The organism is Citrobacter sp. RHBSTW-00017 (assembly GCF_013797615.1).
In the GTDB taxonomy this organism is placed as follows: domain Bacteria; phylum Pseudomonadota; class Gammaproteobacteria; order Enterobacterales; family Enterobacteriaceae; genus Citrobacter; species Citrobacter braakii.
Genome location: NZ_CP056899.1, coordinates 4,835,559 through 4,861,326 on the forward strand (window position 1 = coordinate 4,835,559; position 25,768 = coordinate 4,861,326).

Consider the following 25,768-nt stretch of genomic DNA (forward strand, 5'->3'; position numbering starts at 1 on the left):
AGCAAAGCGTGCCAGAAAGGTATCCAAACATTAAAGAATAAAAAAAGATTTGCTATAACTTGGGGGAATAAATGCGGGGAATTGTGCCGAATGGTGGTTAGCGGCTCATCAGGCCTACAAGTCTTTGCAACCTGTAGGCCTGATGCGCTTAGCGCCATCAGGCGCGTAAAAAAACAATCAGTACAGTTTTTTCGCGCAGTCCAGCCAGTCACCTTTGAACGGACGCTTCATGTTTTCAATCGCGTCGATGATGTCGTGGTGAACCAGTTGTTCGTTCTGAATACCTACACAGCGACCGCCGTGACCGGCCAACAGCAGTTCAATGGCATATGCGCCCATACGGGACGCCAGGATACGGTCGTAAGGCACCGGAGAACCACCACGCTGGATGTGACCCAGTACGGTTGAGCGCGTTTCACGACCCGTTTCTTTCTCGATGTAATGCGCCAGTTCGTCAACGTCACACATGTGCTCAGTGATCGCCACAATCGCGTGTTTTTTACCTTTCGCGATGCCTGCTTTGATTTCAGCAACCAGATCGTCACGGCTGAATTCCACTTCCGGAACCACCACGAACTCACAGCCGCCAGCAATGGCAGCCGCCAGGGTCAGATCGCCACAGTAGCGGCCCATCACTTCAACGATGGAAATACGCTGGTGAGAAGAAGAGGTATCACGCAGACGGTCAATCGCTTCGACTACGGTACCCAGAGCGGTGAAATAACCGATGGTGTAGTCGGTGCCTTTGATATCGTTGTCGATAGTGCCTGGCAGACCGATGCATGGGAAGCCCATTTCAGTCAGGCGTTTTGCCCCCATGTATGAACCATCACCACCGATAACAACCAGTGCGTCAATGCCACGCTTTTTCAGGTTTTCGATAGCCACGGCACGCACGTTTTCGTCGCGGAATTCCGGGAAGCGGGCAGAACCGAGGAATGTACCGCCACGGTTGATCATGTCGGACACGCTGTAGCGGTCAAGTTGAACCATACGGTCTTCATACAAACCCAGGTAGCCATCATGGATCCCCATGACTTCCAGCCCTTCCGTCAACGCTGCACGTACAACACCACGGATTGCTGCGTTCATGCCCGGCGCATCACCGCCGCTTGTCAACACACCGATTTTCTTAATCATGACTACCTCTGAACTTTGGAATGCAAAATGAAATCTGCTGCCGGAAGTCGATTCCGCATATCGAAACGATCCAACGAATATGCAGATAGTATAACAATCACTTCCTGCTGAATTGATTCAGGTCAGGCCAAATGGTGGTAATTTATACACAAAATGCTGGCCCGGTTCACTTTTTTTACAACGAATTATAAAAGCTCAAACATCTTGCCTTCCTTGGGTACGACCGAACAGGGATCCTGATGAATGATGACATCCGATCCCGGGAAACGCCGTAAAATTGCCTGCTCTACCTGTTCAGCCACTAAATGCGCCTGAACGAGCGGCAGATTATCTTCCATTTCCAAATGAATCTGAATAAAGCGGGTCGGCCCTGACTGCCGCGTGCGAAGATCGTGAGCGCCGCTGACTCCAGGCCATGACGTCACAATATCAATAATTTCCTGACGTTCTTCATCGGGTAAAGCGCGATCCAGCAAAGACTGTACCGCCTCATAACCCATGCGTAATGCACTATATAAAATATAGATGCCAATCCCGAGCGCAAACAAGGCATCTGCGCGATGCCAGCCGTACCATGCCAGCCCAAGCGCCACGAGAATTGCACCGTTCATCATAACATCAGACTGATAATGAAGCATATCCGCCCTAACGGCCTGACTTTGCGTGCGCTTCACCACCCAGCGCTGAAACGAGACCAGAATGATTGTACACACTAACGCAATGATGGTGACAACCACCCCGACGCCAGGATCTTTCATTGGCGTGGGTTGGATGAGATGCTGAATCCCGGTCAGGAATAAAAACAGCGCCGAACCGGAAATAAACATGCTTTGCGCCAGCGCCGCCAGCGATTCCGCTTTTCCGTGTCCGAACGTATGTTCATCATCGGCCGGTTGCAAAGAATAGCGCACCACCAACAGGTTGGTTAACGACGCGGCGATGTCCACCAAAGAATCCACCAGCGCAGCCAGAATACTGACCGATCCGGTGTACCACCACGCAAAAATCTTGATCAAAAGTAACAGCGATGCCATTACGGTCGCCGCGATTGCCGCCCGGCTAACCAGCCGCCCATAGGTTTGATTCATAAACACTCCTGCCAGGATATGCCGCTAGTATAACGGATGAAGTAAAACAGTCAGGCAATAACCGAGTGACAAATTTTGGGCAAAAAAAACCCCCACATCATGTGGGGGAAGACAGGGATGGTGTCTATGGCAAGGAAAACAGGGTTACTACTGGGAACGTGAGTTGCTACTACTCAATAAATTCAACGATGAGCTTTTTTTCCAGTGCGCTACGTCGCGCAGTTGCTCCATTCGTTGTTCATGTCTCTCATTTAAAACCGCTTGCTGCTCGGGCGTTAACAGGCGATACATCTGGTTGCGAACCTTGGCTATTTCAACCTGGCGGGCAACCTGTTCTTGCGCCATTCTTTCTGCCTGAGCGCGCACAGCGCGTTCATCAAATTTCTCTGCGGTGACAAGGCGATGCATTGTCTCCATTTCGCTAACATTAACAGGAGGCTGTTCGTGTCTTGCCTGCTGCATTAAATCTCGCATCTGTTGACGTTGATGTTCGGTTAAACTGATACCGTCGAACATGTGGCTCTGAACGCTGCGTTGCGCGGAGCCTTCACCCAGGTGCCAGTGATCGCCTGTGACGACTTCAGCTGCATGGCTTAAAGTACTCAGTGCCAGCGTTGAGGCCATGACGGCAGCGGTAACTTTGCCCATCACTTGCTCCCAAAATCTTTTCTGTCGCGATTCAACGAGAGACAGTTTACGATTCGGGCTGCAAACATGCGTCAGGGGGTGTAAAACAACGTAAAGTCATAGATTAGCGACGCCTGATGACGTAATTTCTGCCTCGGAGGTACGTAAACAATGAATAAAATCCTGTTAGTTGATGATGACCGAGAGCTGACTTCCCTGTTAAAGGAGTTGCTCGAAATGGAAGGTTTCGATGTGCTGGTTGCCTATGATGGGGAACAGGCGCTTGAGCTTCTGGATGACAGCATCGATTTACTTTTGCTCGACGTCATGATGCCGAAGAAAAATGGCATTGATACGCTGAAAGCACTTCGTCAGACACACCAGACACCCGTAATCATGCTGACCGCTCGCGGCAGCGAATTGGATCGCGTACTTGGCCTTGAGCTGGGCGCGGACGACTATTTACCCAAACCGTTTAACGACCGTGAACTGGTCGCGCGCATCCGCGCTATTTTGCGTCGCTCACACTGGAGCGAACAGCAGCAGAACAGCGACAACGGTTCGCCGACTCTGGAAGTGGATGCGTTAAGCCTTAATCCGGGTCGCCAGGAAGCCAGCTTTGACGGGCAAACCCTGGAATTAACTGGCACCGAATTCACCCTGCTCTATTTGCTGGCACAGCATCTCGGTCAGGTGGTTTCGCGTGAACACCTGAGCCAGGAAGTGCTGGGCAAACGCCTGACACCTTTCGATCGCGCGATCGACATGCATATCTCGAACCTGCGTCGTAAGCTGCCAGAACGTAAAGACGGACACCCGTGGTTTAAAACCCTGCGCGGTCGCGGCTACCTGATGGTCTCCGCTTCATGATAGGGAGCTTAACCGCACGCATCTTTGCCATCTTCTGGTTGACGCTGGCACTGGTGTTGATGTTGGTACTGATGTTACCCAAGCTTGATTCACGCCAGATGACCGAGCTACTGGACAGCGAGCAGCGCCAGGGGTTGATGATTGAGCAACACGTTGAAGCTGAACTGGCGAACGATCCACCCAACGATTTAATGTGGTGGCGTCGCTTGTTTCGGGCGATAGACAAGTGGGCGCCGCCAGGACAGCGGTTATTGCTTGTTACGACGGAAGGACGCGTGATCGGCGCAGAACGCAACGAAATGCAGATCATTCGTAACTTTATTGGTCAGGCCGATAACGCCGACCATCCGCAAAAGAAAAAATACGGTCGCGTTGAGATGGTCGGGCCTTTCTCCGTCAGAGACGGCGAAGATAACTACCAGCTGTATCTCATTCGACCTGCCAGCAGCTCACAATCTGACTTTATCAATCTGTTGTTCGACCGACCGCTGTTGTTGCTGATTGTCACCATGTTAGTCAGCTCTCCACTACTGCTCTGGCTTGCCTGGAGTCTGGCGAAACCGGCGCGTAAGTTGAAAAACGCGGCGGATGAGGTGGCCCAGGGCAACCTGCGCCAGCATCCGGAACTGGAAGCCGGTCCGCAGGAGTTTCTGGCGGCAGGCGCCAGCTTTAACCAGATGGTGACGGCGCTGGAGCGAATGATGACCTCGCAGCAACGCCTGCTGTCGGACATCTCCCACGAGTTGAGAACGCCGTTGACGCGTCTGCAGTTGGGCACCGCGCTGCTGCGCCGTCGTAGCGGTGAAAGCAAAGAGCTGGAGCGTATTGAAACAGAAGCACATCGGCTGGACAGCATGATCAACGACCTGCTGGTGATGTCACGCAATCAGCAGAAAAACGCGCTGGTCAGTGAAACGGTGAAAGCCAATCAGCTGTGGGGCGAAGTGCTGGATAACGCCGCCTTTGAAGCCGAGCAGATGGGTAAATCACTCACGGTGAATTTCCCGCCGGGCCCGTGGCCGCTGTACGGCAACCCAAATGCGCTGGAAAGCGCGCTGGAAAACATTGTGCGCAACGCCCTGCGTTATTCACACACGCAGATTGAAGTTGGCTTCGCGGTGGATATCGATGGGATTACCATCACTGTCGACGACGATGGCCCGGGCGTTAGCCCTGAAGACCGAGAACAGATTTTCCGTCCGTTCTATCGTACCGATGAGGCGCGCGATCGCGAGTCTGGCGGAACAGGTCTGGGTCTGGCGATTGTTGAAACCGCAATCCAACAGCATCGTGGCTGGGTGAAGGCCGAAGACAGCCCGCTGGGTGGTTTGCGGCTGGTAATTTGGTTGCCGCTGTATAAACGCGCTTAACAGGCTTCCCCGGTAACGTCGTACCGGGGAAGTTCTCACATTATGCTGCCACAGTCGCAGCCGCTAGCTTTTGCTTTTTAATCCGCTTCACCAGAATGGTCGAACAGATAAAGCCCATTAAGCTGAACGCAATCATCACGCTAAAGACATAGTTATAGCCCGTGATGCCGCTATTGGTATCCAGTAAATAGCCGTATAACGTATACGCAAACATGGCGGGCATATAACCGATAATACAGCCAAATGCCATCGCCGAACCGGCATATTCACGCGGGGTACCAATCTCATCCATTGGTGCAAAGAAAATGGCGCGCTGTGAGAAAATAATCGCCCCAAATCCTAGCGTCGCCGCCATACCGATATACACATTCATCGTTTGATGTGGCAACAGCATAAAAACAACCATAGCAGCAGCAGAGATCAGAAACGTCCACTTCAGGTAAACCGTAGGTGATTTAGCAACCTTATCCGCCAGCAGCCCACCAATCGGCCCTCCCACCATTTTCAATGCATACTGGTTGATGATGCCGTACGCGCCGACGAGCGCTACCGGCAGCATGTAGATATCTTTTAAGAATGGGATGAAGTAAGTCAGGCCACAGTACGCGGCGTAAACGAAGAAAATCCCTAAAGAAGCCAGCCAGACGTTAGGGCAGGACAACACATGTTTGATACCCTTTAAGACTTCCATGTTGGCACTGGTTTTCTCGCCGCCTTTCACTTTGTCATCATCGACAATAAAGTAAGTGAGAACGCCCGCAGCCAGCGTAATTAGCGTATAAAACAGCAGTCCAGCCTGCATCCCCGCTTTACCTTCACCAAACTGGACGAAAACAAACAGAGCGCCAGAAGCGACGATAACATCCACCACGCCGCGTCCGGCTTCTAAAAAGCCAAACATGCGCCCTTGTTCTTCTTGCGTACCTAGGGAAGGTGCGAACAAGTTCCTGATATGAGATCATCATATTCATCCGGAGCGCATCCCAGAGGGACATCATGAGCCATCAACTCACCTTCGCCGATAGTGAATTCAGCACTAAGCGCCGTCAGACCCGAAAAGAGATTTTCCTCTCCCGCATGGAGCAGATTCTGCCATGGCAGAATATGACCGCTGTCATCGAGCCGTTTTATCCCAAGGCGGGCAATGGCCGACGGCCCTATCCGCTGGAGACCATGCTGCGTATTCACTGCATGCAGCATTGGTACAACCTGAGCGACGGTGCCATGGAAGATGCCCTGTACGAAATCGCCTCCATGCGCCTGTTTGCCCGATTATCCCTGGATAGCGCCCTGCCGGATCGCACCACCATCATGAATTTCCGCCACCTGCTCGAGCAGCATCAACTGGCCCGTCAATTGTTCAAGACCATCAATCGCTGGCTGGCCGAAGCAGGCGTCATGATGACCCAAGGCACTTTGGTGGATGCCACCATCATTGAGGCACCCAGCTCTACCAAGAACAAAGAGCAGCAACGCGATCCGGAGATGCATCAGACCAAGAAAGGCAATCAGTGGCACTTTGGCATGAAGGCCCACATTGGTGTCGATGCCAAGAGTGGCCTGACCCACAGCCTGGTCACCACCGCGGCCAACGAGCATGACCTCAATCAGCTGGGTAATCTGCTTCATGGAGAGGAGCAATTTGTCTCAGCCGATGCCGGCTACCAAGGAGCGCCACAGCGCGAGGAGCTGGCCGAGGTGGATGTGGACTGGCTGATCGCCGAGCGTCCCGGCAAGGTAAAAACCTTGAAGCAGCATCCGCGCAAGAACAAAACGGCCATCAACATCGAATACATGAAAGCCAGCATCCGTGCCAGGGTGGAGCACCCGTTTCGCATCATCAAGCGGCAGTTCGGCTTCGTGAAAGCCAGATACAAGGGGCTGCTGAAAAACGATAACCAACTGGCGATGTTATTCACCCTGGCCAACCTGTTTCGGGTGGACCAAATGATACGTCAGTGGGAGAGATCTCAGTAAAAACCGGAAATAACGCCAGAAATGGTGGAAAAAATAGCCTAAATAGGCTGATTCGATGTGTTTGCGGGAAAAAAATCGGCCCAGATCCGCGAAATTTTAATCAGCGAGTCAGCTTGGGAAGAAATGACCTGCTTATTCGCACCTTCCCTAGCAGACGCACAGCTTTCAGTAACACCGGCCAATAAACCACATCGGCAAAGAACGCCATTGCGGCAAAGCAAATAAGATAACCGGTAAATGACGGTAGCGTCGCCAAATATAAACCGCATAACCCAACGCCGATCAGACCAAATGGTAATAATATTTTCTTGGAATAACGGTCTGCGATATAGAGCGACAGAAAAAGTCCGGTTGTCTGAACAATCGTATAAACAGTAAAACTTAAACCAATTTGCGTATTGGTTAAACCCCAGTCACTTTGCATTGGCACATAGAAAACATCTTTCATACTTGAAAGTTTGAATATTGTGCCGCCGCCTAAAATTAAAAAACAGAGCCTTGCCCATTTATTCATGAACATAGTTAAACCCTCATTACTTGTTGAGAGAAATATTTAATTTAAATCATATAACTAATAAATTAAGAGAGTTATTTTCATAACCCTTTTCGTATTTAATAATATTTAAAGAAGTTTATTTATTACTTGTAAACTTGTCGCATAAATCACGGATATACTTTATTTGAGCAAGAGCATGTTCTTTTTCCTGCGCCAGTCGCGCATCAATCATGTCACTGTCGGGCAGCGGCGTATAGCTTGCATCGCGCCATGGGATCCAGGGATTATCACCTTCATCATCGAAACGAAATGCCGGAGCATAATATTCAACTTCCTCTTCCAGACCAAAAGCATTTACTTGCGGTTTATCCTCACCTAAAAGTAATAATGCCTTAAGCATCTCTTCCATTGGTAAATCACCGTATCCTGAACGACAAGCCTCATGCCCCCAGCCTTTACCTTCTTTAATAATTTTTGCGTCTTTGATATGCACCTGAGTGATTAGAGGGGACATGACCTCTAACGCAGAAAGCGGCTGCTCATTGGCGTTAATCATGTTGCCAAAATCAAACAGAATAGAGAGATTCTTCATTCCACTATTATTAACCAGCGTCACCAGTTCATGGCCTTGCAGATCTTCATGCTGTTCGATAGTAAAGCTTAGTCCGCAATCGTCATACTGAGACAACCACGCAATATCATTGGCAATCTTTGCCATGACATCGTTGAGATGTCCTTCATAGCGCGGGTAGAAACGTACTGAAGTTGCGCCAGTTGCCACAGCAATACGGATCGCATCCGTCAATGTCGCCTTGTCCGATGCGCTCGTTTCAATATGTACATCGAGGTTATATTTTTTTGCCTTTTCTTTAAAATCGTGCAACTGCCGATCGTTTAGTTTCTGCAGCGATTGGGACTCACCATCCTCAACATGTATTTTCACTCCCTTTAATTGTTGCTGATGCGCAATATCCAGAAGATCGCCCGGAAGGACTCTCTCATAGCGCATATTCAGATGAAAGGCATAAGCATGTAGGTACAGTGGTATATTTCTCGCACGTTCAGCGAGAAGTTCTTGGTTGCATTTTCCCATTATTTTTCTCATTCATCACGAATAACAAGTTCCACAGATTCAAGTCGCCAGTATTCAAAATCAACCTGAACCACTTTTTTATCTCGGGTAGCCCGATGTTTTTCTACTAAAATTCCATAAGTATTAGGCGCAACGCCCAACTCTTTGCAGGCCACTTCTGGCATATTAACCGGTTTAAAAATCATTTCTTTGATATTTAAAGCATGACCAAACGCATCTTCCCAGACGCTGGCAAAAGACTGATTGCCCAATTTGTTAATGAATCCTGGCGCAACATCAGCATCAATATAGGACTCATGGTAAAACACTTTATGCGAATCAAGACCACACCAACCGGTAACTAAATAGCGATCACCGGAGGAGAGAAAAACATCATCAACATGGTGCGGAACCGTCGCAATCGTTTCTTTGGTTAAATACCCCCAAAAAGGCTTGCGCCCCTGAGCACAGGCTTCAGCATTAAAGCTGGAAAGTGATTTGGGATTATAAATAAATCGCTTCGATGAAATAAACCAACCACTGCGGTTCTTTCGGAAGATACGCGCATCGATCTCAAGCTCAATCAGAACCTGACGTAAGGTCATGCGCTTCGCATCCAGCAACTCACATAACTCTCTCTCCGAAGGCAATTTAGAGCCCGCTGGCAAATTATTCTCGTTTAACCAGCTTTCAAAGCGCTCTCTAAGCACATCAACATTGTTTTTCTTTTTCATCTTGCTCATCTGGTTTAAACCAATTTGAAGCTAAGATATTTGAGTGCAGGAAATACTCAAGTTTTTTTTCAACGCAGAGTTTCTTTTTGTGGGCCAGGTATCAAGAATGGACTGAAAACATGGCGTGACAGGCAGGTTTTTTACCCGCTTTAGTATGCAGAGATAAGAACCACGAGAGAGGCAAATCAGGTGTTACCACCTGATTTAATTGCATGGCCAGAATGGCTTTATTTTCCCCACAAACGGCGGGAATTGTCTTCGATCTTGCCGCTTAAACGACGCTTTTGCATCGTTCGGGTCCAGCTTTTCGATAACCCGGCAGCCGAGAGTAAACGGTGATATTGTGAGTCATCAAACGGCATATGCCAGGCAATGGCAATCGCCTCCCGCACGCTGACGTCGCTGACGCGTGAAGCCAGGATCAACGGCGCGTCCGCCGATACCTGGCCTGGAGCGATGACGCTGCACAACCAGCCCGTCTTGCCTGCATCCTGCATCTGGCTAGCCATATCGCTGATGCCAAAATGGAAATTCAGCTTAAAGCACGGCGAGCGCGGCTGCGTGACCTGAATCAGCGCATCTCCCCACTGGAAAATATCGCCAATGAATACATTCTCTTCCGTTAGCCCCTCAGTAGAGAGATTCTCGCCAAACGCGGGCGCGACAAAGCGCTCTGCCTGCTCCGGAAACTCTTGTCTCCAGTGCTGATAGTGTTCACGCGGATAGTGGCACAGCGCGCGATCCGGCCCACCGTGAATTTTCGTTTCCGCCTGTTCATCACCCGTCAGCCCCAGTTCGGTCAGCATCAGCTCGCCGTCAACCTGGACCTTAGCAATCGCGCTGGGACGGCTTCCCGTGTAGTCCCGAACCTTGCCTGTAAAAACATCGACCGGATATCGCATCTGTTCCCTCTCCCGATAAATTTCCCCCATTACACCACATTTATTTTACCCCAGTCGCTCAAAATGAGAGCACGGTTCACATGAAACTTAGGGACACATGCTATCAATGCAATCTGGTTTTGAAACATCATTTCAAATAAGGAGTCAACAACGTGACTGGTCAATCGCAATTTGCTGGCGTCTGGTGTCCTTCCATTACGCCAATGGATAATGACGGCAAGATCGATCTTAACGGTCTGAGCCAGCATCTCAAACGCCTTACCGAGGCCAAAATCGACGTGATTTTGCTGATGGGTAGCATCGGGGAATTTGCCTCCTTTACGCTCGAAGAAAAGCTGTTACTGATCCGCGAGGCCCGCGCTATGAGCTCGCTGAAGATGGTCGCCAACGTCTCATCCACCTGCCAGAATGATGTGCTGTTGATGGCGCAGGAAGCGTATCGCGCCGATTACGATGCCGTGATGATCCTGCCGCCTTACTACTACGGGCAAACGGCAAAACAGCTGGTGAGCTACTTCCGTCAGTTGGGGCAGAAGCTCAGCGGTAAATGGTTTGCCTATAACTTTCCGGCGCGCACTGGCTGCGATTTAACGCCCGAACTGGTTGCCACCCTCGCCGCCGAGTTCCCCAACTTCGCAGGCATTAAAGATACCGTCGACTGCCAGTCCCATACTCGCAGTATGATCCAGACCACCCGCGCCGTACGGGAGGATTTTGCCGTGTTGTCCGGCTATGACGAATACTACATTCCTAACCTGCTGGCAGGCGGCGCGGGGGTGATTTCAGGATTAAACAACGTCATGCCTGAACTGTTTGTCAGCGCACGGGAAGCATTTAAACAGGGCGACCTGACAGCACTTCGCGACATTCAGGACCAGATTGGCACCTACATGTCCATCTACGCCATCGGCGAAGATTTCGTCACCACCATCAAAACCGTGGTATCGCGTAAGTTTGGCTATTGCACCGGCGTGTCACGAAATGCCGGCGGAGAGTTGAACGAGGGTGAGTGTCGGACCATCGATGAGGTATTTGTCGTCAAAGCGTAAATCGTTAAGCCGGATGGAACAGACCATCCGGCAAAAGAGACTTACTTCACGGCGCTACGAATATCAATTTCCGCCGCCCTGGCTTTAACTCTTTTCGACCAGATGGAAGTGATAATCGGCACCAGAATGGAGGTCACAATCACCGACGTGGCGACAAGGGAAGTTGCTGCCGGCGCCATCGGTTTAAATGCCGGAACCATTTCAGCAATCAGCACTGGCGTAGCGACCGCCGCACCAGCTGAGCTGGAGGCCGCAATCCCCGCTGTGCCATCGCCGCCGCCAATCAGTTTATCGGCGATAATCAATGGAATACCGGTAATGATAATTACCGCCACGCCCAGCAAAATACCCAGTACACCGGTCTGCGCAATCACGCTCAAATCAATGGTGTTACCAAGCGCGAAGGCAAAGAAAGGAATCAATGTCTGCACCGCTTTGCTGAAGAACTCCCGCAGCTCAGGGTCCAGATTCCCCAGCGCAAAGCCAATCAGGAACGGTAATACGGCCCCCACAAACACGTGTGGTTCAAACGAAGCGATCCCGGCGGTTCCCAGAATCACCATAGTCATCAGCGGGCCAGACTCCAGCGACATCAGGACAAACGCCCCGGCCTCTTCTTTGGTGCCGTACTGCTGCATAATCGAGGCATACAGCCCGCCGTTGGTCATATCCATGGCGGCCACCAGCGCCAGCGTAGACAACCCGGCGAAGAAACCAACTTCTACACCATTTTCCGGCAGAATACGTGAAGCAATCGCCGCGACCACCCACGCTACCAGGATCTTGGTTATGACCAGCGAGCCTGATTTACGCAGTACGGTACCGGTAGCGCTTAGCTTGATCGACGCCCCCATACAAAAGAACCAGACCGCCAGAATAGGCACCGTACCGGTGATCATACCGTTGGTAAAGGAGCCGAAGTATTTCCCGGCGCCGGGGGAAAAGGTGTGACACAACGCGCCCAAAAAAAGCGGCACCAGCATCATGCCGCCTGGGATTTTCTCTATCGTTCGTTTGATCTGCATTTCCATCACCTGTAGACATAAAAATGGGGCAATTTTTATGGGCGATTGCATCTTGCTTATGAGATGCGCCCGTCTTGATGAAACGAAGATAGACATTCATAGAGACTATAAAAGTGATCCCACTCGCATAATAAAACCTTGTTTCAATTTAAGTGGATCATTGTTTTTATATTGATTTTGATCACAAAAAAACCCCCACAAGCATCGCTTGCAGGGGCTTGTTAAAGCGTAGAACTTATTTTTTCGCTGCGAAACGCGCGGCAGCTTCGTCCCAGTTCACCACGTTCCAGAACTCTTTGATGTAGTCCGGGCGACGGTTCTGGAATTTCAGGTAGTAAGCGTGTTCCCAAACGTCCAGGCCCACGATCGGGAAGCCGGAGGCGCCAGAGATAGCTTCACCCATCAGCGGGGAATCCTGGTTAGCAGTGGAAACAACAGCCAGTTTGTCACCTTTCAGAACCAGCCACGCCCAGCCGGAACCAAAACGGGTTGCCGCAGCTTTTTCAAATTCAGCTTTGAAGTTGTCCACGGAGCCGAAGTCACGTTCGATAGCCGCTTTCAGGTCGCCCTGCAGCGTAGTACCGGTTTTCAGACCTTTCCAGAACAGGCTGTGGTTAGCGTGGCCGCCCGCGTTGTTACGCAGTACGGTTTTCTTGTCTGCTGGCAGTTGATCCAGTTTGGTGATCAGCTCTTCAACAGGCAGGCTCGCGAATTCAGGCAAGCTTTCCAGCGCAGCGTTCGCGTTGTTTACGTAAGCCTGGTGGTGTTTGGTATGGTGGATTTCCATCGTCTGCTTATCAAAGTGCGGTTCAAGGGCATCATAAGCGTACGGCAGGGATGGCAGTGTATAACTCATAATCATCTCCAGTATTGTCGGGCGGCCAGTGTTAACGCCGCGTAAGCAGTTGGGTCATTATAGTTAATTAAATGATATTGAAAATGATTATCAATGCCGTACTTTTTACAAGGTTTTGATGACTCAAGTCCATTGCTAAAGATGTGAGCCGAATCACCCACTTAACGTGATGATTGCCAACATGCGCCAAATGGCGGCAATCGTTAAAAGGTTAACTACCTGCATAATTTTTAAACTCGTTTGGTCGGAGGGGTAATTACCGACGATAAAAAATAACGAGGATTAAGTCATGAGTAACGCGATTACGATGGGTATCTTTTGGCATTTGATAGGCGCAGCCAGTGCCGCCTGTTTCTATGCCCCATTCAAGCAAGTCAAACATTGGTCATGGGAAACGATGTGGTCGGTTGGCGGGATCGTCTCCTGGCTTATCCTCCCATGGACCATCAGCGCCATGTTACTTCCCGATTTCTGGGCCTACTTCAGCTCCTTTAGCCTCTCCACGCTGGCGCCGGTGTTTCTGTTCGGTGCGATGTGGGGGATTGGTAATATCAACTATGGCCTGACCATGCGCTATCTCGGTATGTCGATGGGCATCGGCATTGCGATTGGTATTACGCTGATTGTCGGCACGCTGATGACCCCGATTATTAACGGCAACTTTGATGTACTGATCAACACCTCTGGCGGACGCATGACGCTGCTTGGCGTGCTGGTCGCGCTGATTGGCGTGGGCATTGTTACCCGTGCGGGTCAGTTAAAAGAACGCAAAATGGGCATCAAAGCGGAAGAGTTCAATCTGAAAAAAGGGCTGGTTCTGGCGGTCATGTGCGGCATTTTCTCTGCCGGGATGTCATTTGCGATGAACGCTGCTAAACCAATGCACGATGCCGCCGCCGCGTTGGGCGTTGATCCGCTGTATGTCGCCCTGCCAAGCTATGTGGTTATCATGGGCGGTGGCGCGCTAGTCAACCTGGGTTTCTGCTTCATTCGTCTGGCAAAAGTGAAAAACTTGTCGATAAAAGCTGACTTCTCGTTAGCCAAACAGCTAATTATCACCAACGTGCTGCTCTCCGCACTTGGTGGCTTGATGTGGTATCTGCAATTCTTCTTCTACGCCTGGGGCCACGCTCGTATTCCGGCACAGTATGACTATGTAAGCTGGATGCTGCACATGAGCTTCTATGTTCTGTGCGGCGGAATTGTCGGACTGGTATTGAAAGAGTGGAAAAACGCGGGTCGCCGTCCGGTCAGCGTGCTAAGTCTTGGCTGCGTAGTGATCATTGTCGCGGCAAACATTGTTGGTCTGGGAATGGCCAGCTAATCATGTTGGGTACTGAGATGACGCCACTGGCTCGGCGTCATCCCGGTTTCGCGCGTGAATACCACCGAAAAGTAGTTACTATCCTCAAAGCCGCAGCGCATGGAAATCTCACTAATCATCAACCGACTATGCTTGAGCAGATACTGTGCATGGCACACCCGCACCTGGCGCTGATACTGGTTGATAGTCATCCCGGTCTGGCTGCGAAACTGCTGGCGCAAAACGCGTTCGCTGCACCGTTCACGCTCGCAAAACGTATCCAGTTCGAACGCATGCTCATGGCTACCGGCTAACGCGGTGATCAGTTTATCCAGCAGCGTTTCACTTGACGTCGCCGGGAGCGTATCCGTGGCATAACGATGACGTTTAAGGTGAGTTACCAGTTGACCAAACAGCAGCTCAGCCATGGTAAAGGCCTGCGCATCGCGCTGATTACTTTCATGCTCAAGCTGGCTTATCACCTGTCTGGCCTGGGTCATGCCAACGCTGCCGAGTCGCCAGTGCGGCTGCCTTGGCGTACCGTCAAATCCGGGGATCGCCCCTTGCCAGTCAACATTCAGCGTTAACCGCTCCGGGCAGTAGATGATATTTTGCAACACAAGGTCGTTAACGGAGGTGTAGGAGTGTTTATCTTCGGCGCGAATGTAAAACAGATCGCCACGGGTTATCCGGTACGGACGATCGTTAAGGACATGCAGTCCATTGCCGCGCCAAACCAGAACCAGCTCGCAAAACTCGTGGGTATGCTCAGCAAAGACATCCTGCGGATAACGATCGGCCACGGCGACAGCCTGCTGCTCATGCGCAAAAAAGTCTGATTTCAAAAGAACCAGATGATTCGCCATCATATCACCTCAACCTGTACGCTTGCCGGATGCGCTGCGCTTATCCGGCATGAAAGGGTATGATTATCAGCAAACGGACGGTAAAAAACGTTGATAGCTTTCGCGTTACTGAAGGCTGCTTCCCGCTATAAGGTCACGCCCCTGACGAATATCGCGTGGCGACCACTCGAACTCACGGCGAAAAAGCGTCGAAAAGTGGTTACTGTCACCGAAACCGCAGAGATAAGCGATATCAGTCACGCTGTCATCACTGTGGCGGAGCAGATGTCGGGCTTTAATCAGTCGCAGACGGTTAAGGTAGCGCTGCGGCGTCAATCCTGTTTGCTGTTTAAGCTGGCGATGCAGAGTGCGTAAAGAGAGCGAAAACTTCTCGGCCAGCGCCTCCCAACACACCTCTTCGGCAAAGTTATCCTCCAGCCATGCCATCAAAAGGTTAAGCCGCGCATCGTTATCGGTCGCCGCTTCCATCAGGCTGCTTTTACGCAGCAGTACCAGCAACTGCATAAACAAGATCTCGCGATTTGCCGCCGTGGGCGTATCCATCTCCTCGCCGAGCGTCTCCATCTGCCCCACCAGGTGACGAACCTGCTGCAGTACGCCCTGGTTTACGCGCCAGTGGGAGGGATACTGCCCATTTTGTTCCTGAGGCAAAAGCTGATTCAGCCCGGCCAGAAATTGAAACGCATCCGGAGAGCGATACAAAACATTGGTCAGACACAGATTGTCAGTATGTTCATATAAATGCCTGTCATGATCGCGGACGAAACACACCGTACCACCGCTGATGGTGTAAGGCTGTCCGTTGAACACATGGATCCCCGTTCCATGTTCGACCACCACAATTTCATGAAAATCATGATGATGTTCAGGAAACGCGGGCTGAGGAAGCCGCGGTTCAATAGCCACAGGCGCTTTACCTGTCGGAAAAAAATCCACGCAATGCAGTACGGTCATGACGGCTCCCCCTGATTAACGAATATGGCTGAATAGTAATTAAGGGTTCCTACCCTCACCTTAATTTTTTGACGCCAAAGTGCGTAAACACGGTTAATTCTTCAAGAAATGACAGGAAAGATCGGGAAATGCGGAAGGCGTCACATCCGCCAAAATCCGCGCTATTAGTGGAAACTGTGAACAACATCACGTTCACCTTTGCCATGTTGCCAGCCGCTAATTGGGGCTGTCACTGTCAAGAAGGTACGCTTTATTCGGGGTTCTTAGACTGAGTGCAATAAAACTCAGAAGGACCTCGCCATGACTTTTCGCCATTGTGTCGCTGTCGATCTCGGCGCATCCAGTGGGCGCGTAATGCTCGCACGTTACGACAGTAAACACCGCACCCTGACGCTGCGTGAAATCCACCGCTTCGTTAACTGTCTGCAAAAAACGGACGGTTTTGACACCTGGGACATCGACAGCCTGGAAAACGACATTCGCCTTGGACTGAAAAAAGTCTGTGATGAAGGCATTCGGATAGACAGCATTGGCATTGATACCTGGGGCGTGGATTACGTATTGATCGATAACGCCGGACAACGTGTTGGTCTGCCGGTCTCTTACCGTGACAGCCGCACGACCGGCATTATGTCACAGGCGATGGCGCAGCCAGGTAAAGGTGAAATCTACCGCCGTAGCGGCATTCAGTTTCTGCCGTTTAACACCCTGTATCAGCTGCGTGCGCTGGTTGAACAGCAGCCAGAACTGCTTGCGCAGGTGGCACATGCCCTGCTGATCCCCGACTACTTCAGCTTTCGCCTGACCGGCAAATTGAACTGGGAATACACCAACGCCACCACCACCCAGTTAGTCAATATCAACACCGACGACTGGGATGACACGCTGCTGGCGTGGACCGGGGCAGACAAAGCCTGGTTTGGTCGCCCGACGCATCCGGGGAACGTCATTGGTCACTGGATTTGCCCGCAGAAAAACCAAATTCCGGTTGTGGCCGTCGCCAGTCACGACACCGCCAGCGCGGTCATCGCTTCACCGCTGGCCGATAAAAATAGTGCGTATCTCTCTTCCGGTACCTGGTCGCTGATGGGCTTTGAGAGCAGAACGCCGTATACCAACGATGCGGCGCTGGCGGCGAACATCACCAACGAAGGGGGCGCGGAAGGGCGCTACCGCGTACTGAAAAACATCATGGGACTGTGGCTGCTCCAGCGCGTTTTAAAAGAGCGCCAGATTACCGACCTGCCAACGCTTATTGCCCAAACGCAAGCGCTGCCGGCCTGCCAATTCCTGATAAACCCGAACGACGATCGCTTTATCAACCCCGACGATATGAGCGCGGAAATTCAGACTGCCTGTCGTGAATCGGGTCAACCCGTTCCCCAGCAAAACGCTGAACTGGCGCGCTGTATCTTCGACAGCCTGGCATTGCTATACGCTGACATTCTGCAAGAACTGGCACAACTGCGTGGTGCAGCATTTAGCCAACTGCACATCGTTGGCGGCGGCTGCCAGAACGCCCTACTGAACCAGCTGTGCGCGGATGCCTGCGGTATTCGCGTGATGTCCGGGCCGATTGAGGCCTCCACGCTCGGCAATATTGGCATCCAGTTGATGACGCTGGACGAGCTTAACAACGTCGATGATTTCCGTCAGGTGGTGCGTGCCAACTACGACCTGACCACCTTCATTCCAAATCCTGAAAGTGAAATTGCCCGCTACCAGGCGCAGTTTCCATCACTACGACAGACAAAGGAGCTTTGCGCATGACCACTCAACTTGAACAAGCCTGGGAACTGGCAAAACTGCGTTTCGCCGCGGTAGGCATTGATGTCGAGGCGGCCTTACGCCAGCTCGATCGTCTGCCGGTCTCCATGCACTGCTGGCAAGGCGATGATGTCGCCGGTTTCGAGAATCCGGAAGGCTCGCTCACAGGCGGTATTCAGGCTACCGGCAACTATCCGGGCAAAGCGCGTAACGCCACCGAACTGCGCGCCGATCTGGAGCAGGCGCTGAGCCTGATCCCGGGTCCAAAACGTCTGAATTTGCACGCGATCTATCTGGAGTCCGATACGCCGGTTGCCCGCGACCAAATCAAACCTGAACATTTTAAAAACTGGGTCGAGTGGGCGAAAGCAAACCAGTTAGGGCTGGATTTCAACCCCTCCTGCTTCTCTCACCCGCTGAGCGCCGACGGCTTCACGCTGGCCCACGCCGATGACACCATTCGCCAGTTTTGGATTGACCACTGCAAAGCCAGCCGTCGCGTCTCAGCGTATTTTGGCGAGCAGTTGGGTACGCCGTCAGTGATGAATATCTGGATCCCGGATGGCATGAAAGACATTACCGTTGACCGGTTAGCGCCGCGCCAACGTCTGCTTGAAGCACTGGATGAAGTGATCAGCGAAAAACTCGACCCGGCGCACCATATCGACGCCGTCGAGAGCAAGCTGTTTGGCATCGGCGCCGAAAGCTACACCGTGGGCTCCAACGAGTTCTATATGGGTTACGCCACCAGCCGTCAAACCGCGCTGTGCCTGGATGCGGGTCACTTCCATCCGACTGAAGTGATTTCCGACAAAATCTCCGCCGCCATGCTGTACGTACCGCGTCTGCTGCTGCACGTCAGCCGTCCGGTGCGCTGGGACAGCGATCACGTGGTGCTGCTGGATGACGAAACGCAGGCGATTGCCAGCGAGATCGTCCGCCACAACCTGTTTGACCGCGTACACATCGGCCTCGACTTCTTCGACGCCTCTATTAACCGCATCGCCGCGTGGGTTATCGGCACCCGCAATATGAAAAAAGCCCTGCTGCGCGCGCTGTTAGAACCGACCGAGCAACTGCGTCAGCTTGAAGCCAGCGGCGACTACACCGCTCGTCTGGCCCTGCTGGAAGAGCAAAAATCGCTGCCGTGGCAGGCCGTCTGGGAGATGTATTGCCAGCGTCACGACACGCCAGCAGGAAGCCAGTGGCTGGACAGCGTGCGCGCCTATGAGAAAGAGATTTTGAGCAAACGTAGCTAACCGTGACACCAGGCTTACAGGCCGGATAAGACGCCCCACGTCGCTATCCGGCAATGAATGAAACACGATTGCCGGATGGATCTTCACTTATCCGGCCTACGTAAGACCCGATAACGATCGGGCAATCAACAGGATCACCGAATATGCAAAACATGACTAATTCCTGGTTCGTCCAGGGGATGATCAAAGCCACTTCCGACGCGTGGCTGAAAGGCTGGGACGAACGTAACGGCGGCAACCTGACGCTGCGTCTGGATGAGGCTGACATTGCGCCATTTAGCGCCGATTTCCACGAAAAACCGCGCTATATCGCGCTAAGTCAGCCAATGCCTTTGCTGGCGAACACGCCGTTTATCGTCACCGGTTCCGGTAAATTTTTCCGTAACGTTCAGCTCGATCCCGCGGCAAATTTGGGCGTGGTGAAAGTAGACAGCGACGGCGCGGGCTACCACATCCTTTGGGGCCTGACCCACGAAGCGGTGCCAACCTCTGAGTTGCCGGCTCACTTCCTCTCCCATTGCGAGCGTATTAAAGCGACGAACGGCAAAGACCGCGTGATCATGCACTGCCATGCTACCAACCTGATCGCCCTGACCTACGTGCTGGAAAACAACACCCCGCTGATTACCCGCAAACTGTGGGAAGGCAGCACCGAGTGTCTGGTGGTGTTCCCGGATGGCGTCGGCATTCTGCCGTGGATGGTGCCGGGTACGGATGAAATCGGCCAGGCAACCGCCGAGGAAATGCAGAAACACTCGCTGGTACTGTGGCCGTTCCACGGCGTGTTCGGCAGCGGTCCCTCCCTCGACGAAGCATTTGGCTTGATAGATACCGCAGAAAAATCCGCCGAAGTTTTAGTCAAAATCTATTCGATGGGCGGTATGAAGCAGACCATCACACGTGAAGAGCTGGTAGCACTGGCTAAACGCTTTGGCGTGACCCCGCTGGCCAGCGCCGTAGAGCTGTACTGATACCTGCCAACTCAACGCCGGATGCGGCTTCGCTTTATCCGGCCTACATGACGATGCACGTTTCACCGTCGGCCCGATAAGCGTAATGCCATCGGGCACCAGGGATTTTTTTTAAGGAGAATAGTGATGAGCTTTATGTTGGCACTGCCAAAAATTAGCCTGCATGGCGCCGGCGCGATTGCCGATATGGTGAATCTCGTGGCGAATAAACAATGGGGCAAAGCGCTGATCGTCACCGATGGTCAACTGGTGAAGCTGGGCCTGCTGGATAGCCTCTTTGCCGCACTGGATGAACATCAAATGTCTTACCACCTGTTTGATGAGGTGTTCCCGAATCCGACAGAAGAGCTGGTACAGAAAGGTTTTACGGCATATCAGGGGGCAGAATGTGACTATATTATCGCCTTCGGCGGCGGCAGCCCGATCGATACCGCCAAAGCGGTGAAGATCCTGACCGCCAACCCTGGCCCTTCTACCGCTTACTCCGGCGTGGGCAAAGTGAAAAATGCGGGCGTGCCGTTGGTTGCCATCAATACCACAGCTGGTACAGCAGCAGAGATGACCAGCAACGCGGTCATTATCGACTCTGCCCGTAAGGTCAAAGAGGTGATCATCGACCCGAACATCATCCCGGATATCGCCGTGGATGACGCCAGCGTGATGCTGGAAATCCCAGCCTCCGTTACCGCCGCAACCGGCATGGACGCCCTGACTCACGCGGTGGAAGCCTATGTTTCCGTTGGCGCGCATCCGCTCACCGACGCCAACGCCCTGGAAGCAATTCGCCTGATCAACCTGTGGCTGCCGAAAGCGGTCGACGATGGTCATAACCTCGAGGCCCGTGAGCAAATGGCGTTTGGTCAGTATCTGGCGGGTATGGCATTCAACAGCGCCGGTCTTGGACTGGTTCATGCGCTGGCACACCAGCCAGGCGCGACCCACAACCTGCCGCACGGCGTCTGCAACGCCATCCTGCTGCCGATCATCGAAAACTTTAACCGTCCGAACGCCGTGGCGCGTTTTGCCCGAGTGGCGCAGGCGATGGGAGTGGACACCCGCGGGATGAGCGACGAAGCGGCAAGCATGGAGGCCATCACCGCGATTCGTGCCCTGAGCAAGCGTGTAGGTATTCCGGCTGGTTTTAGTTCCCTTGGCGTGACGAAAGAGGATATTGAAGGCTGGCTGGATAAAGCGTTGGCCGATCCATGCGCACCGTGTAACCCACGCACCGCCAGCCGCGACGAAGTCCGCGAGCTGTATCTGGAGGCGTTATGATCCGCAAGGCTTTTGTGATGCAGGTGAATGCCGACGCGCACGTTGAGTATCAACGTCGGCACAATCCCATCTGGCCAGAACTGGAAGCGGTGCTGAAAGAGCACGGTGCCCATCACTACGCAATTTATCTCGACCAGGAACGCAACCTGCTGTTCGCCACCGTCGAGATTGAGTCAGAAGAGCGCTGGAACGCCGTTGCCAGCACCGATGTTTGCCAGCGTTGGTGGAAGCATATGCGTGATGTAATGCCGGCAAACCTGGACAACAGCCCGGTCAGCGCTGAGCTAAAAGAAGTGTTTTATCTGCCTTAACCGCTCTGTTTCCTCCCCTGACGGACGGGGGAGGAAACCTTTTTCTCCCGTCAGCAGCATTGCGTTCGTTTTGTCATCCACGCCTTTTCCTCACAACCCGGCACCTGCTCAGGCTTGCCAATGCTGAAAGTCTCCGGCGTCACCAAACTGGAAGACGGGACGGCATTTAACTACTCATGTAGCTACAACCGCGCCGACAAGTTCAAAATCAAAAATAACTGGGTGGGAAAATAAAAGCCTGATGACCAGGCTCTAAGAAAAAGCGCCTGAATCCAGGCGCCTGAGAACAGAAAATCAGAAGAAGTATTTGAAGCGGAGACGCGCGCCGTAACGGTCGTCGTCGTCGGTATAATTCTCCGGATTGCTGTTATCGCTGTTAATCATCGAATAATAAGCGCCGAGATAAATATTAAAGTTCTGCATATCCATCACGTTCGGAATTAAATAAGACGCGTGAATGGTATGAATATCGTAAGTGCCCTCATTGTAGAACCAGTCATTATCATCGTGATCGATCAGACCGTTAAATTCGTCGATCTTGTTATGAGCATAGATATAGCCCAGTTCAAAGCGCTTCCACAGAGCGTTGACCGCCGCCGTAAAATCTTTTTCGTTATCCGCATCGAGATAAGCGGTGTTCAGGTTAAACACCAGGCCATTTTCCGGATCGGCTTTCAGACCGTTCCAGGTCATCGTCATACCGTAACCGGTACGATCGGACTGATCGACAAAGTTGCCCTGAGCATCGGTATATCCATAGGCGTTATTGATAACGTTCGATTCCATGGCCGCAGAAATCGTCAGCGCATCCACCGGTGTCCAGGCGACGACCGGGCGCAGATAAGCCACGTTTTTCTCCTGCGACATTTCACGACCATGATAGCGGCTATCCTGATAAAGCGAGGTACCATCTTCCAGCAGGGTATTTAACTCGAAATACCAGTTATCGAGCTGTTTGCTCATCAGGAAGCTGCCGCCGGAATCTGAACGGCCACGACCTTCTTTCATCATGTAGATGTAGCCGCTACCGTCATCATACAAATCGTTGGCGGTATGCCCTGAATGCTCAACAAAGGTATCCTGATTCAGCGGGAACATATCGTAAGCTTCGAAACGACCGACTTTTACTTTCCAGTCATTTTCCTGACCGAAGAAGAAAGCGGCGTCATCAAGATTGACCGAACCCGTCATGTCAGCCAGCGGTTGCGCTGAGAAACCGGCGAAATAGCCGTTATCCAGCTTACGCATACCGTCAAAGCCCAGCAGGATGCGTCCGTTCAGATCCCAGCGTTCATTAGTTGGGTCGCCCACATTCGAATTGGTTGCCGCCAGCACGCCTTTGTTGCTTTCCGCATCCATGTTGAATTCCACGTCGCCGTAGATTTTCAGATCGCCATAGCCGGAGAGCACCAGGTTAGGGGTGGTGGCGTTCTTTTTGGTCTCTTGCGCGGGCGTAGTGCCGTTGACTGGCGTATTTCCCTGAGCAACTTTAATTTCCTGGATCTCCGCAGCCTGCTGTACCTGCAATTGCTGCACCTGATTTTCCGCTTTTGCCGCGCGGTTTTCCGCAGCTTCCAGCCGAGCCTCCAGCTGTTCGAGCCGCTGTTCCAGAGTCATTTTTTGCGTTTTAGCAAAGCCATTATTTGCCACTAATAATAGACCTATTGCTAAGGAAGGTGCGAATAAGCAGGTCATTTCTTCCCAAGCTGACTCGCTGATTAAAATTTCGCGGATCTGGGCCGATTTTTTTCCCGCAAACACATCGAATCAGCCTATTTAGGCTATTTTTTCCACCATTTCTGGCGTTATTTCCGGTTTTTACTGAGATCTCTCCCACTGACGTATCATTTGGTCCACCCGAAACAGGTTGGCCAGGGTGAATAACATCGCCAGTTGGTTATCGTTTTTCAGCAGCCCCTTGTATCTGGCTTTCACGAAGCCGAACTGCCGCTTGATGATGCGAAACGGGTGCTCCACCCTGGCACGGATGCTGGCTTTCATGTATTCGATGTTGATGGCCGTTTTGTTCTTGCGCGGATGCTGCTTCAAGGTTTTTACCTTGCCGGGACGCTCGGCGATCAGCCAGTCCACATCCACCTCGGCCAGCTCCTCGCGCTGTGGCGCTCCTTGGTAGCCGGCATCGGCTGAGACAAATTGCTCCTCTCCATGAAGCAGATTACCCAGCTGATTGAGGTCATGCTCGTTGGCCGCGGTGGTGACCAGGCTGTGGGTCAGGCCACTCTTGGCATCGACACCAATGTGGGCCTTCATGCCAAAGTGCCACTGATTGCCTTTCTTGGTCTGATGCATCTCCGGATCGCGTTGCTGCTCTTTGTTCTTGGTAGAGCTGGGTGCCTCAATGATGGTGGCATCCACCAAAGTGCCTTGGGTCATCATGACGCCTGCTTCGGCCAGCCAGCGATTGATGGTCTTGAACAATTGACGGGCCAGTTGATGCTGCTCGAGCAGGTGGCGGAAATTCATGATGGTGGTGCGATCCGGCAGGGCGCTATCCAGGGATAATCGGGCAAACAGGCGCATGGAGGCGATTTCGTACAGGGCATCTTCCATGGCACCGTCGCTCAGGTTGTACCAATGCTGCATGCAGTGAATACGCAGCATGGTCTCCAGCGGATAGGGCCGTCGGCCATTGCCCGCCTTGGGATAAAACGGCTCGATGACAGCGGTCATATTCTGCCATGGCAGAATCTGCTCCATGCGGGAGAGGAAAATCTCTTTTCGGGTCTGACGGCGCTTAGTGCTGAATTCACTATCGGCGAAGGTGAGTTGATGGCTCATGATGTCCCTCTGGGATGCGCTCCGGATGAATATGATGATCTCATATCAGGAACTTGTTCGCACCTTCCCTAAAGCTAATGTCGATTTCTTCATTATTTGCTTTCCTTGAAATAAAGATCGTCCAACGTCTTCCGACCGGAAGACGCGCAACATGCAAATCCAAAAAATATTTTTATAGGTAATACGATACCGATGACTGAAATAAAATCAGAACATTAAAACGTGGCACCAGTGCAGGCTAATATTTATTATCATACTGATTTTTTTATGTGTAACGTAGATATAATTAAGAATGTGAGGGATATAACAATAGTGCTGAAATTAACGAAAAATAATAAAAACAATTTTATATGAATAACAACAATATATAATTAAAAATAATAAAAGCGCGAACAATAATCGCCGCGCCTTTATTTAATATGCGTTCAATTAACTTTGCTCAGAAACCAGAATCGCCTGAGTGTCAGGCTCCAGTGCTTTAAAGATATGCGCTTGATCGGCAGGGTAACAAATATAATCGCCCTCACCTAACTCCTCCGGCGCTTCCGTCAATCCCACCATCGCCTTACCCTGCGTTACGATAATATGTTCAACCGATCCCGGTGGATGCGGTTGTGAAATACGATCCGCGCCCGGCTGCGTCAGCAGCAGATAGATATCCCGCCGCGCACCCGGTGGGCAGGCGGCCAGTAAAATGGCCTGATAGTGGGCCTGCTCAGCCACGACTTTTGTCCCTTCGCCGCGGCGAATCACCTGCGTTTTTTGCTCCTGCGGTTCCAGCAGGCGCGCAAAGGGAATATCTAACGCCACACACAGCGACCAGAGCGTTTCCAGGCTAGGATTTCCATTGCCCGCTTCCAATTGCGAGAGTGTCGATTTTGCAATCCCCGCGCGACGGGCAATCTCCGCCAGCGACAAACCAGTGCGCTGACGTTCACGCACCAGACTTTTCGCGATCATACTGATGGGCTGGGTCATTCACGACTCCATGTTTTTTATATCGAACGAATTGTTCGACTTGTAAAGCCAATTGGTCGCGTTCATTATAATGGAAACT

At 51.9% G+C, this 25,768-nt stretch carries 25 protein-coding genes and 2 pseudogenes; 11 read left to right on the forward strand and 16 right to left on the reverse strand.

All coding sequences use genetic code 11. From position 1 onward, the window contains the following. Positions 1 to 177: 177 nt before the first annotated feature. From pfkA to cpxP, 3 genes are all read right to left on the reverse strand, one after another. Positions 178 to 1,140, reverse strand: coding sequence for a 6-phosphofructokinase (pfkA, locus tag HV037_RS23285; RefSeq protein ID WP_003028778.1), 963 nt, complete (start codon positions 1,138 to 1,140; stop codon positions 178 to 180). Between the two features lie 185 nt (positions 1,141 to 1,325). Continuing rightward, positions 1,326 to 2,228, reverse strand: a complete 903-nt coding sequence (gene fieF / locus HV037_RS23290) for a CDF family cation-efflux transporter FieF (RefSeq protein ID WP_016155246.1) — start codon at positions 2,226 to 2,228, stop codon at positions 1,326 to 1,328. Between the two features lie 147 nt (positions 2,229 to 2,375). Further along, positions 2,376 to 2,876 carry a cell-envelope stress modulator CpxP gene (gene cpxP / locus HV037_RS23295; protein ID WP_016155211.1) on the reverse strand — a complete coding sequence of 167 codons (501 nt, stop codon included), beginning with the start codon at positions 2,874 to 2,876 and terminating at the stop codon, positions 2,376 to 2,378. A gap of 150 nt (positions 2,877 to 3,026) precedes the next feature. On the opposite strand from cpxP, the gene cpxR reads away from it, so the two are divergent. Next, entirely contained in the window at positions 3,027 to 3,725 is a 699-nt protein-coding gene (gene cpxR / locus HV037_RS23300) for an envelope stress response regulator transcription factor CpxR (protein WP_006686193.1), read from the forward strand. Continuing rightward, the gene (cpxA, locus tag HV037_RS23305; RefSeq protein ID WP_016155210.1) at positions 3,722 to 5,095 is read left to right on the forward strand and encodes an envelope stress sensor histidine kinase CpxA; all 1,374 of its coding nucleotides are present in this window, start codon (positions 3,722 to 3,724) and stop codon (positions 5,093 to 5,095) included. Before cpxR ends, cpxA begins: the two co-directional genes overlap by 4 nt. A 40-nt stretch (positions 5,096 to 5,135) precedes the next feature. Here cpxA and HV037_RS23310 read toward each other — a convergent pair. Then, positions 5,136 to 6,023 (reverse strand): annotated as a pseudogene (locus tag HV037_RS23310) (MFS transporter); the annotation flags it as partial. A 68-nt stretch (positions 6,024 to 6,091) separates the two neighbouring features. On the opposite strand from HV037_RS23310, the gene HV037_RS23315 reads away from it, so the two are divergent. Together HV037_RS23315 and HV037_RS24860 are read left to right on the forward strand one after the other, a co-directional pair. Further along, on the forward strand, positions 6,092 to 7,072 hold the full coding sequence (locus HV037_RS23315) for an IS5-like element ISKpn26 family transposase (RefSeq protein WP_000019445.1): 981 nt from the start codon (positions 6,092 to 6,094) through the stop codon (positions 7,070 to 7,072). Beyond that, positions 7,054 to 7,257 carry a hypothetical protein gene (locus HV037_RS24860; RefSeq protein ID WP_326926170.1) on the forward strand — a complete coding sequence of 68 codons (204 nt, stop codon included), beginning with the start codon at positions 7,054 to 7,056 and terminating at the stop codon, positions 7,255 to 7,257. The genes HV037_RS23315 and HV037_RS24860 overlap by 19 nt, the downstream gene beginning before the upstream one ends. On the opposite strand, the pseudogene HV037_RS23320 reads toward HV037_RS24860, so the two are convergent. The 4 genes and pseudogenes from HV037_RS23320 to yiiM all read right to left on the reverse strand — a co-directional run. Beyond that, positions 7,218 to 7,586: pseudogene (locus HV037_RS23320) on the reverse strand (MFS transporter); the annotation flags it as partial. The gene HV037_RS24860 and the pseudogene HV037_RS23320 overlap by 40 nt on opposite strands. Before the next feature lie 118 nt (positions 7,587 to 7,704). Continuing rightward, positions 7,705 to 8,661 carry a TIM barrel protein gene (locus HV037_RS23325; RefSeq protein WP_047497555.1) on the reverse strand — a complete coding sequence of 319 codons (957 nt, stop codon included), beginning with the start codon at positions 8,659 to 8,661 and terminating at the stop codon, positions 7,705 to 7,707. 8 nt (positions 8,662 to 8,669) lie between these two features. Continuing rightward, positions 8,670 to 9,374: a GntR family transcriptional regulator gene (locus HV037_RS23330; RefSeq protein ID WP_019077919.1), complete on the reverse strand. Its 705-nt coding sequence runs from the start codon at positions 9,372 to 9,374 to the stop codon at positions 8,670 to 8,672. Positions 9,375 to 9,601: 227 nt separating this feature from the next. Beyond that, positions 9,602 to 10,276 carry a 6-hydroxyaminopurine reductase gene (gene yiiM / locus HV037_RS23335; protein ID WP_049282362.1) on the reverse strand — a complete coding sequence of 225 codons (675 nt, stop codon included), beginning with the start codon at positions 10,274 to 10,276 and terminating at the stop codon, positions 9,602 to 9,604. Positions 10,277 to 10,428: 152 nt separating this feature from the next. Between yiiM and HV037_RS23340 the strand changes: the two genes are divergently transcribed. Continuing rightward, on the forward strand, positions 10,429 to 11,325 hold the full coding sequence (locus tag HV037_RS23340; RefSeq protein ID WP_103284382.1) for a dihydrodipicolinate synthase family protein: 897 nt from the start codon (positions 10,429 to 10,431) through the stop codon (positions 11,323 to 11,325). Between the two features lie 41 nt (positions 11,326 to 11,366). On the opposite strand, the gene kdgT is transcribed toward HV037_RS23340, so the two are convergent. Beyond that, complete coding sequence (gene kdgT, locus HV037_RS23345; RefSeq protein ID WP_181545567.1) at positions 11,367 to 12,350, reverse strand: 2-keto-3-deoxygluconate transporter; 984 nt, start codon at positions 12,348 to 12,350, stop codon at positions 11,367 to 11,369. A 235-nt stretch (positions 12,351 to 12,585) separates the two neighbouring features. Beyond that, positions 12,586 to 13,206 (reverse strand): superoxide dismutase [Mn], encoded by a 621-nt coding sequence (sodA, locus tag HV037_RS23350; RefSeq protein WP_016155203.1) that lies wholly within the window; start codon positions 13,204 to 13,206, stop codon positions 12,586 to 12,588. A 289-nt stretch (positions 13,207 to 13,495) separates the two neighbouring features. On the opposite strand from sodA, the gene rhaT reads away from it, so the two are divergent. Beyond that, positions 13,496 to 14,530 carry an L-rhamnose/proton symporter RhaT gene (rhaT, locus tag HV037_RS23355; protein WP_046276208.1) on the forward strand — a complete coding sequence of 345 codons (1,035 nt, stop codon included), beginning with the start codon at positions 13,496 to 13,498 and terminating at the stop codon, positions 14,528 to 14,530. Here rhaT and rhaR read toward each other — a convergent pair. Both rhaR and rhaS read right to left on the reverse strand, forming a co-directional pair. Next, positions 14,527 to 15,375, reverse strand: a complete 849-nt coding sequence (gene rhaR / locus HV037_RS23360) for an HTH-type transcriptional activator RhaR (RefSeq protein ID WP_016155201.1) — start codon at positions 15,373 to 15,375, stop codon at positions 14,527 to 14,529. The two genes, rhaT and rhaR, sit on opposite strands and share 4 nt — an antisense overlap. 105 nt (positions 15,376 to 15,480) lie before the next feature. After that, positions 15,481 to 16,329: an HTH-type transcriptional activator RhaS gene (rhaS, locus tag HV037_RS23365; RefSeq protein WP_016157890.1), complete on the reverse strand. Its 849-nt coding sequence runs from the start codon at positions 16,327 to 16,329 to the stop codon at positions 15,481 to 15,483. 300 nt (positions 16,330 to 16,629) lie between these two features. Here rhaS and rhaB point away from each other — a divergent pair, with 300 nt between their 5' ends. From rhaB to rhaM, 5 genes are all read left to right on the forward strand, one after another. After that, positions 16,630 to 18,099, forward strand: coding sequence for a rhamnulokinase (gene rhaB, locus HV037_RS23370; protein WP_103284384.1), 1,470 nt, complete (start codon positions 16,630 to 16,632; stop codon positions 18,097 to 18,099). Continuing rightward, a complete protein-coding gene (gene rhaA, locus HV037_RS23375; protein WP_019077926.1) occupies positions 18,096 to 19,355 on the forward strand; it encodes an L-rhamnose isomerase in 1,260 nt (419 codons plus the stop codon). Before rhaB ends, rhaA begins: the two co-directional genes overlap by 4 nt. Positions 19,356 to 19,498: 143 nt before the next feature. After that, positions 19,499 to 20,326, forward strand: a complete 828-nt coding sequence (gene rhaD, locus HV037_RS23380) for a rhamnulose-1-phosphate aldolase (protein WP_016155197.1) — start codon at positions 19,499 to 19,501, stop codon at positions 20,324 to 20,326. A 126-nt stretch (positions 20,327 to 20,452) separates the two neighbouring features. Beyond that, positions 20,453 to 21,601 carry a lactaldehyde reductase gene (fucO, locus tag HV037_RS23385; RefSeq protein ID WP_016155196.1) on the forward strand — a complete coding sequence of 383 codons (1,149 nt, stop codon included), beginning with the start codon at positions 20,453 to 20,455 and terminating at the stop codon, positions 21,599 to 21,601. Continuing rightward, a complete protein-coding gene (gene rhaM, locus HV037_RS23390; RefSeq protein ID WP_080859893.1) occupies positions 21,598 to 21,912 on the forward strand; it encodes an L-rhamnose mutarotase in 315 nt (104 codons plus the stop codon). The genes fucO and rhaM overlap by 4 nt, the downstream gene beginning before the upstream one ends. A gap of 294 nt (positions 21,913 to 22,206) precedes the next feature. Here rhaM and HV037_RS23395 read toward each other — a convergent pair whose 3' ends face one another. The 4 genes from HV037_RS23395 to HV037_RS23405 form a co-directional block, all read right to left on the reverse strand. Next, a complete protein-coding gene (locus HV037_RS23395; protein ID WP_103284482.1) occupies positions 22,207 to 23,607 on the reverse strand; it encodes a carbohydrate porin in 1,401 nt (466 codons plus the stop codon). Continuing rightward, a complete protein-coding gene (locus HV037_RS24865) occupies positions 23,552 to 23,749 on the reverse strand; it encodes a hypothetical protein (RefSeq protein ID WP_146053239.1) in 198 nt (65 codons plus the stop codon). The genes HV037_RS23395 and HV037_RS24865 overlap by 56 nt, the downstream gene beginning before the upstream one ends. Then, positions 23,731 to 24,711: an IS5-like element ISKpn26 family transposase gene (locus HV037_RS23400; RefSeq protein WP_000019445.1), complete on the reverse strand. Its 981-nt coding sequence runs from the start codon at positions 24,709 to 24,711 to the stop codon at positions 23,731 to 23,733. The genes HV037_RS24865 and HV037_RS23400 overlap by 19 nt, the downstream gene beginning before the upstream one ends. 429 nt (positions 24,712 to 25,140) lie before the next feature. Then, positions 25,141 to 25,689, reverse strand: a complete 549-nt coding sequence (locus tag HV037_RS23405) for an XRE family transcriptional regulator (protein WP_016155192.1) — start codon at positions 25,687 to 25,689, stop codon at positions 25,141 to 25,143. Positions 25,690 to 25,768 lie beyond the last annotated feature (79 nt).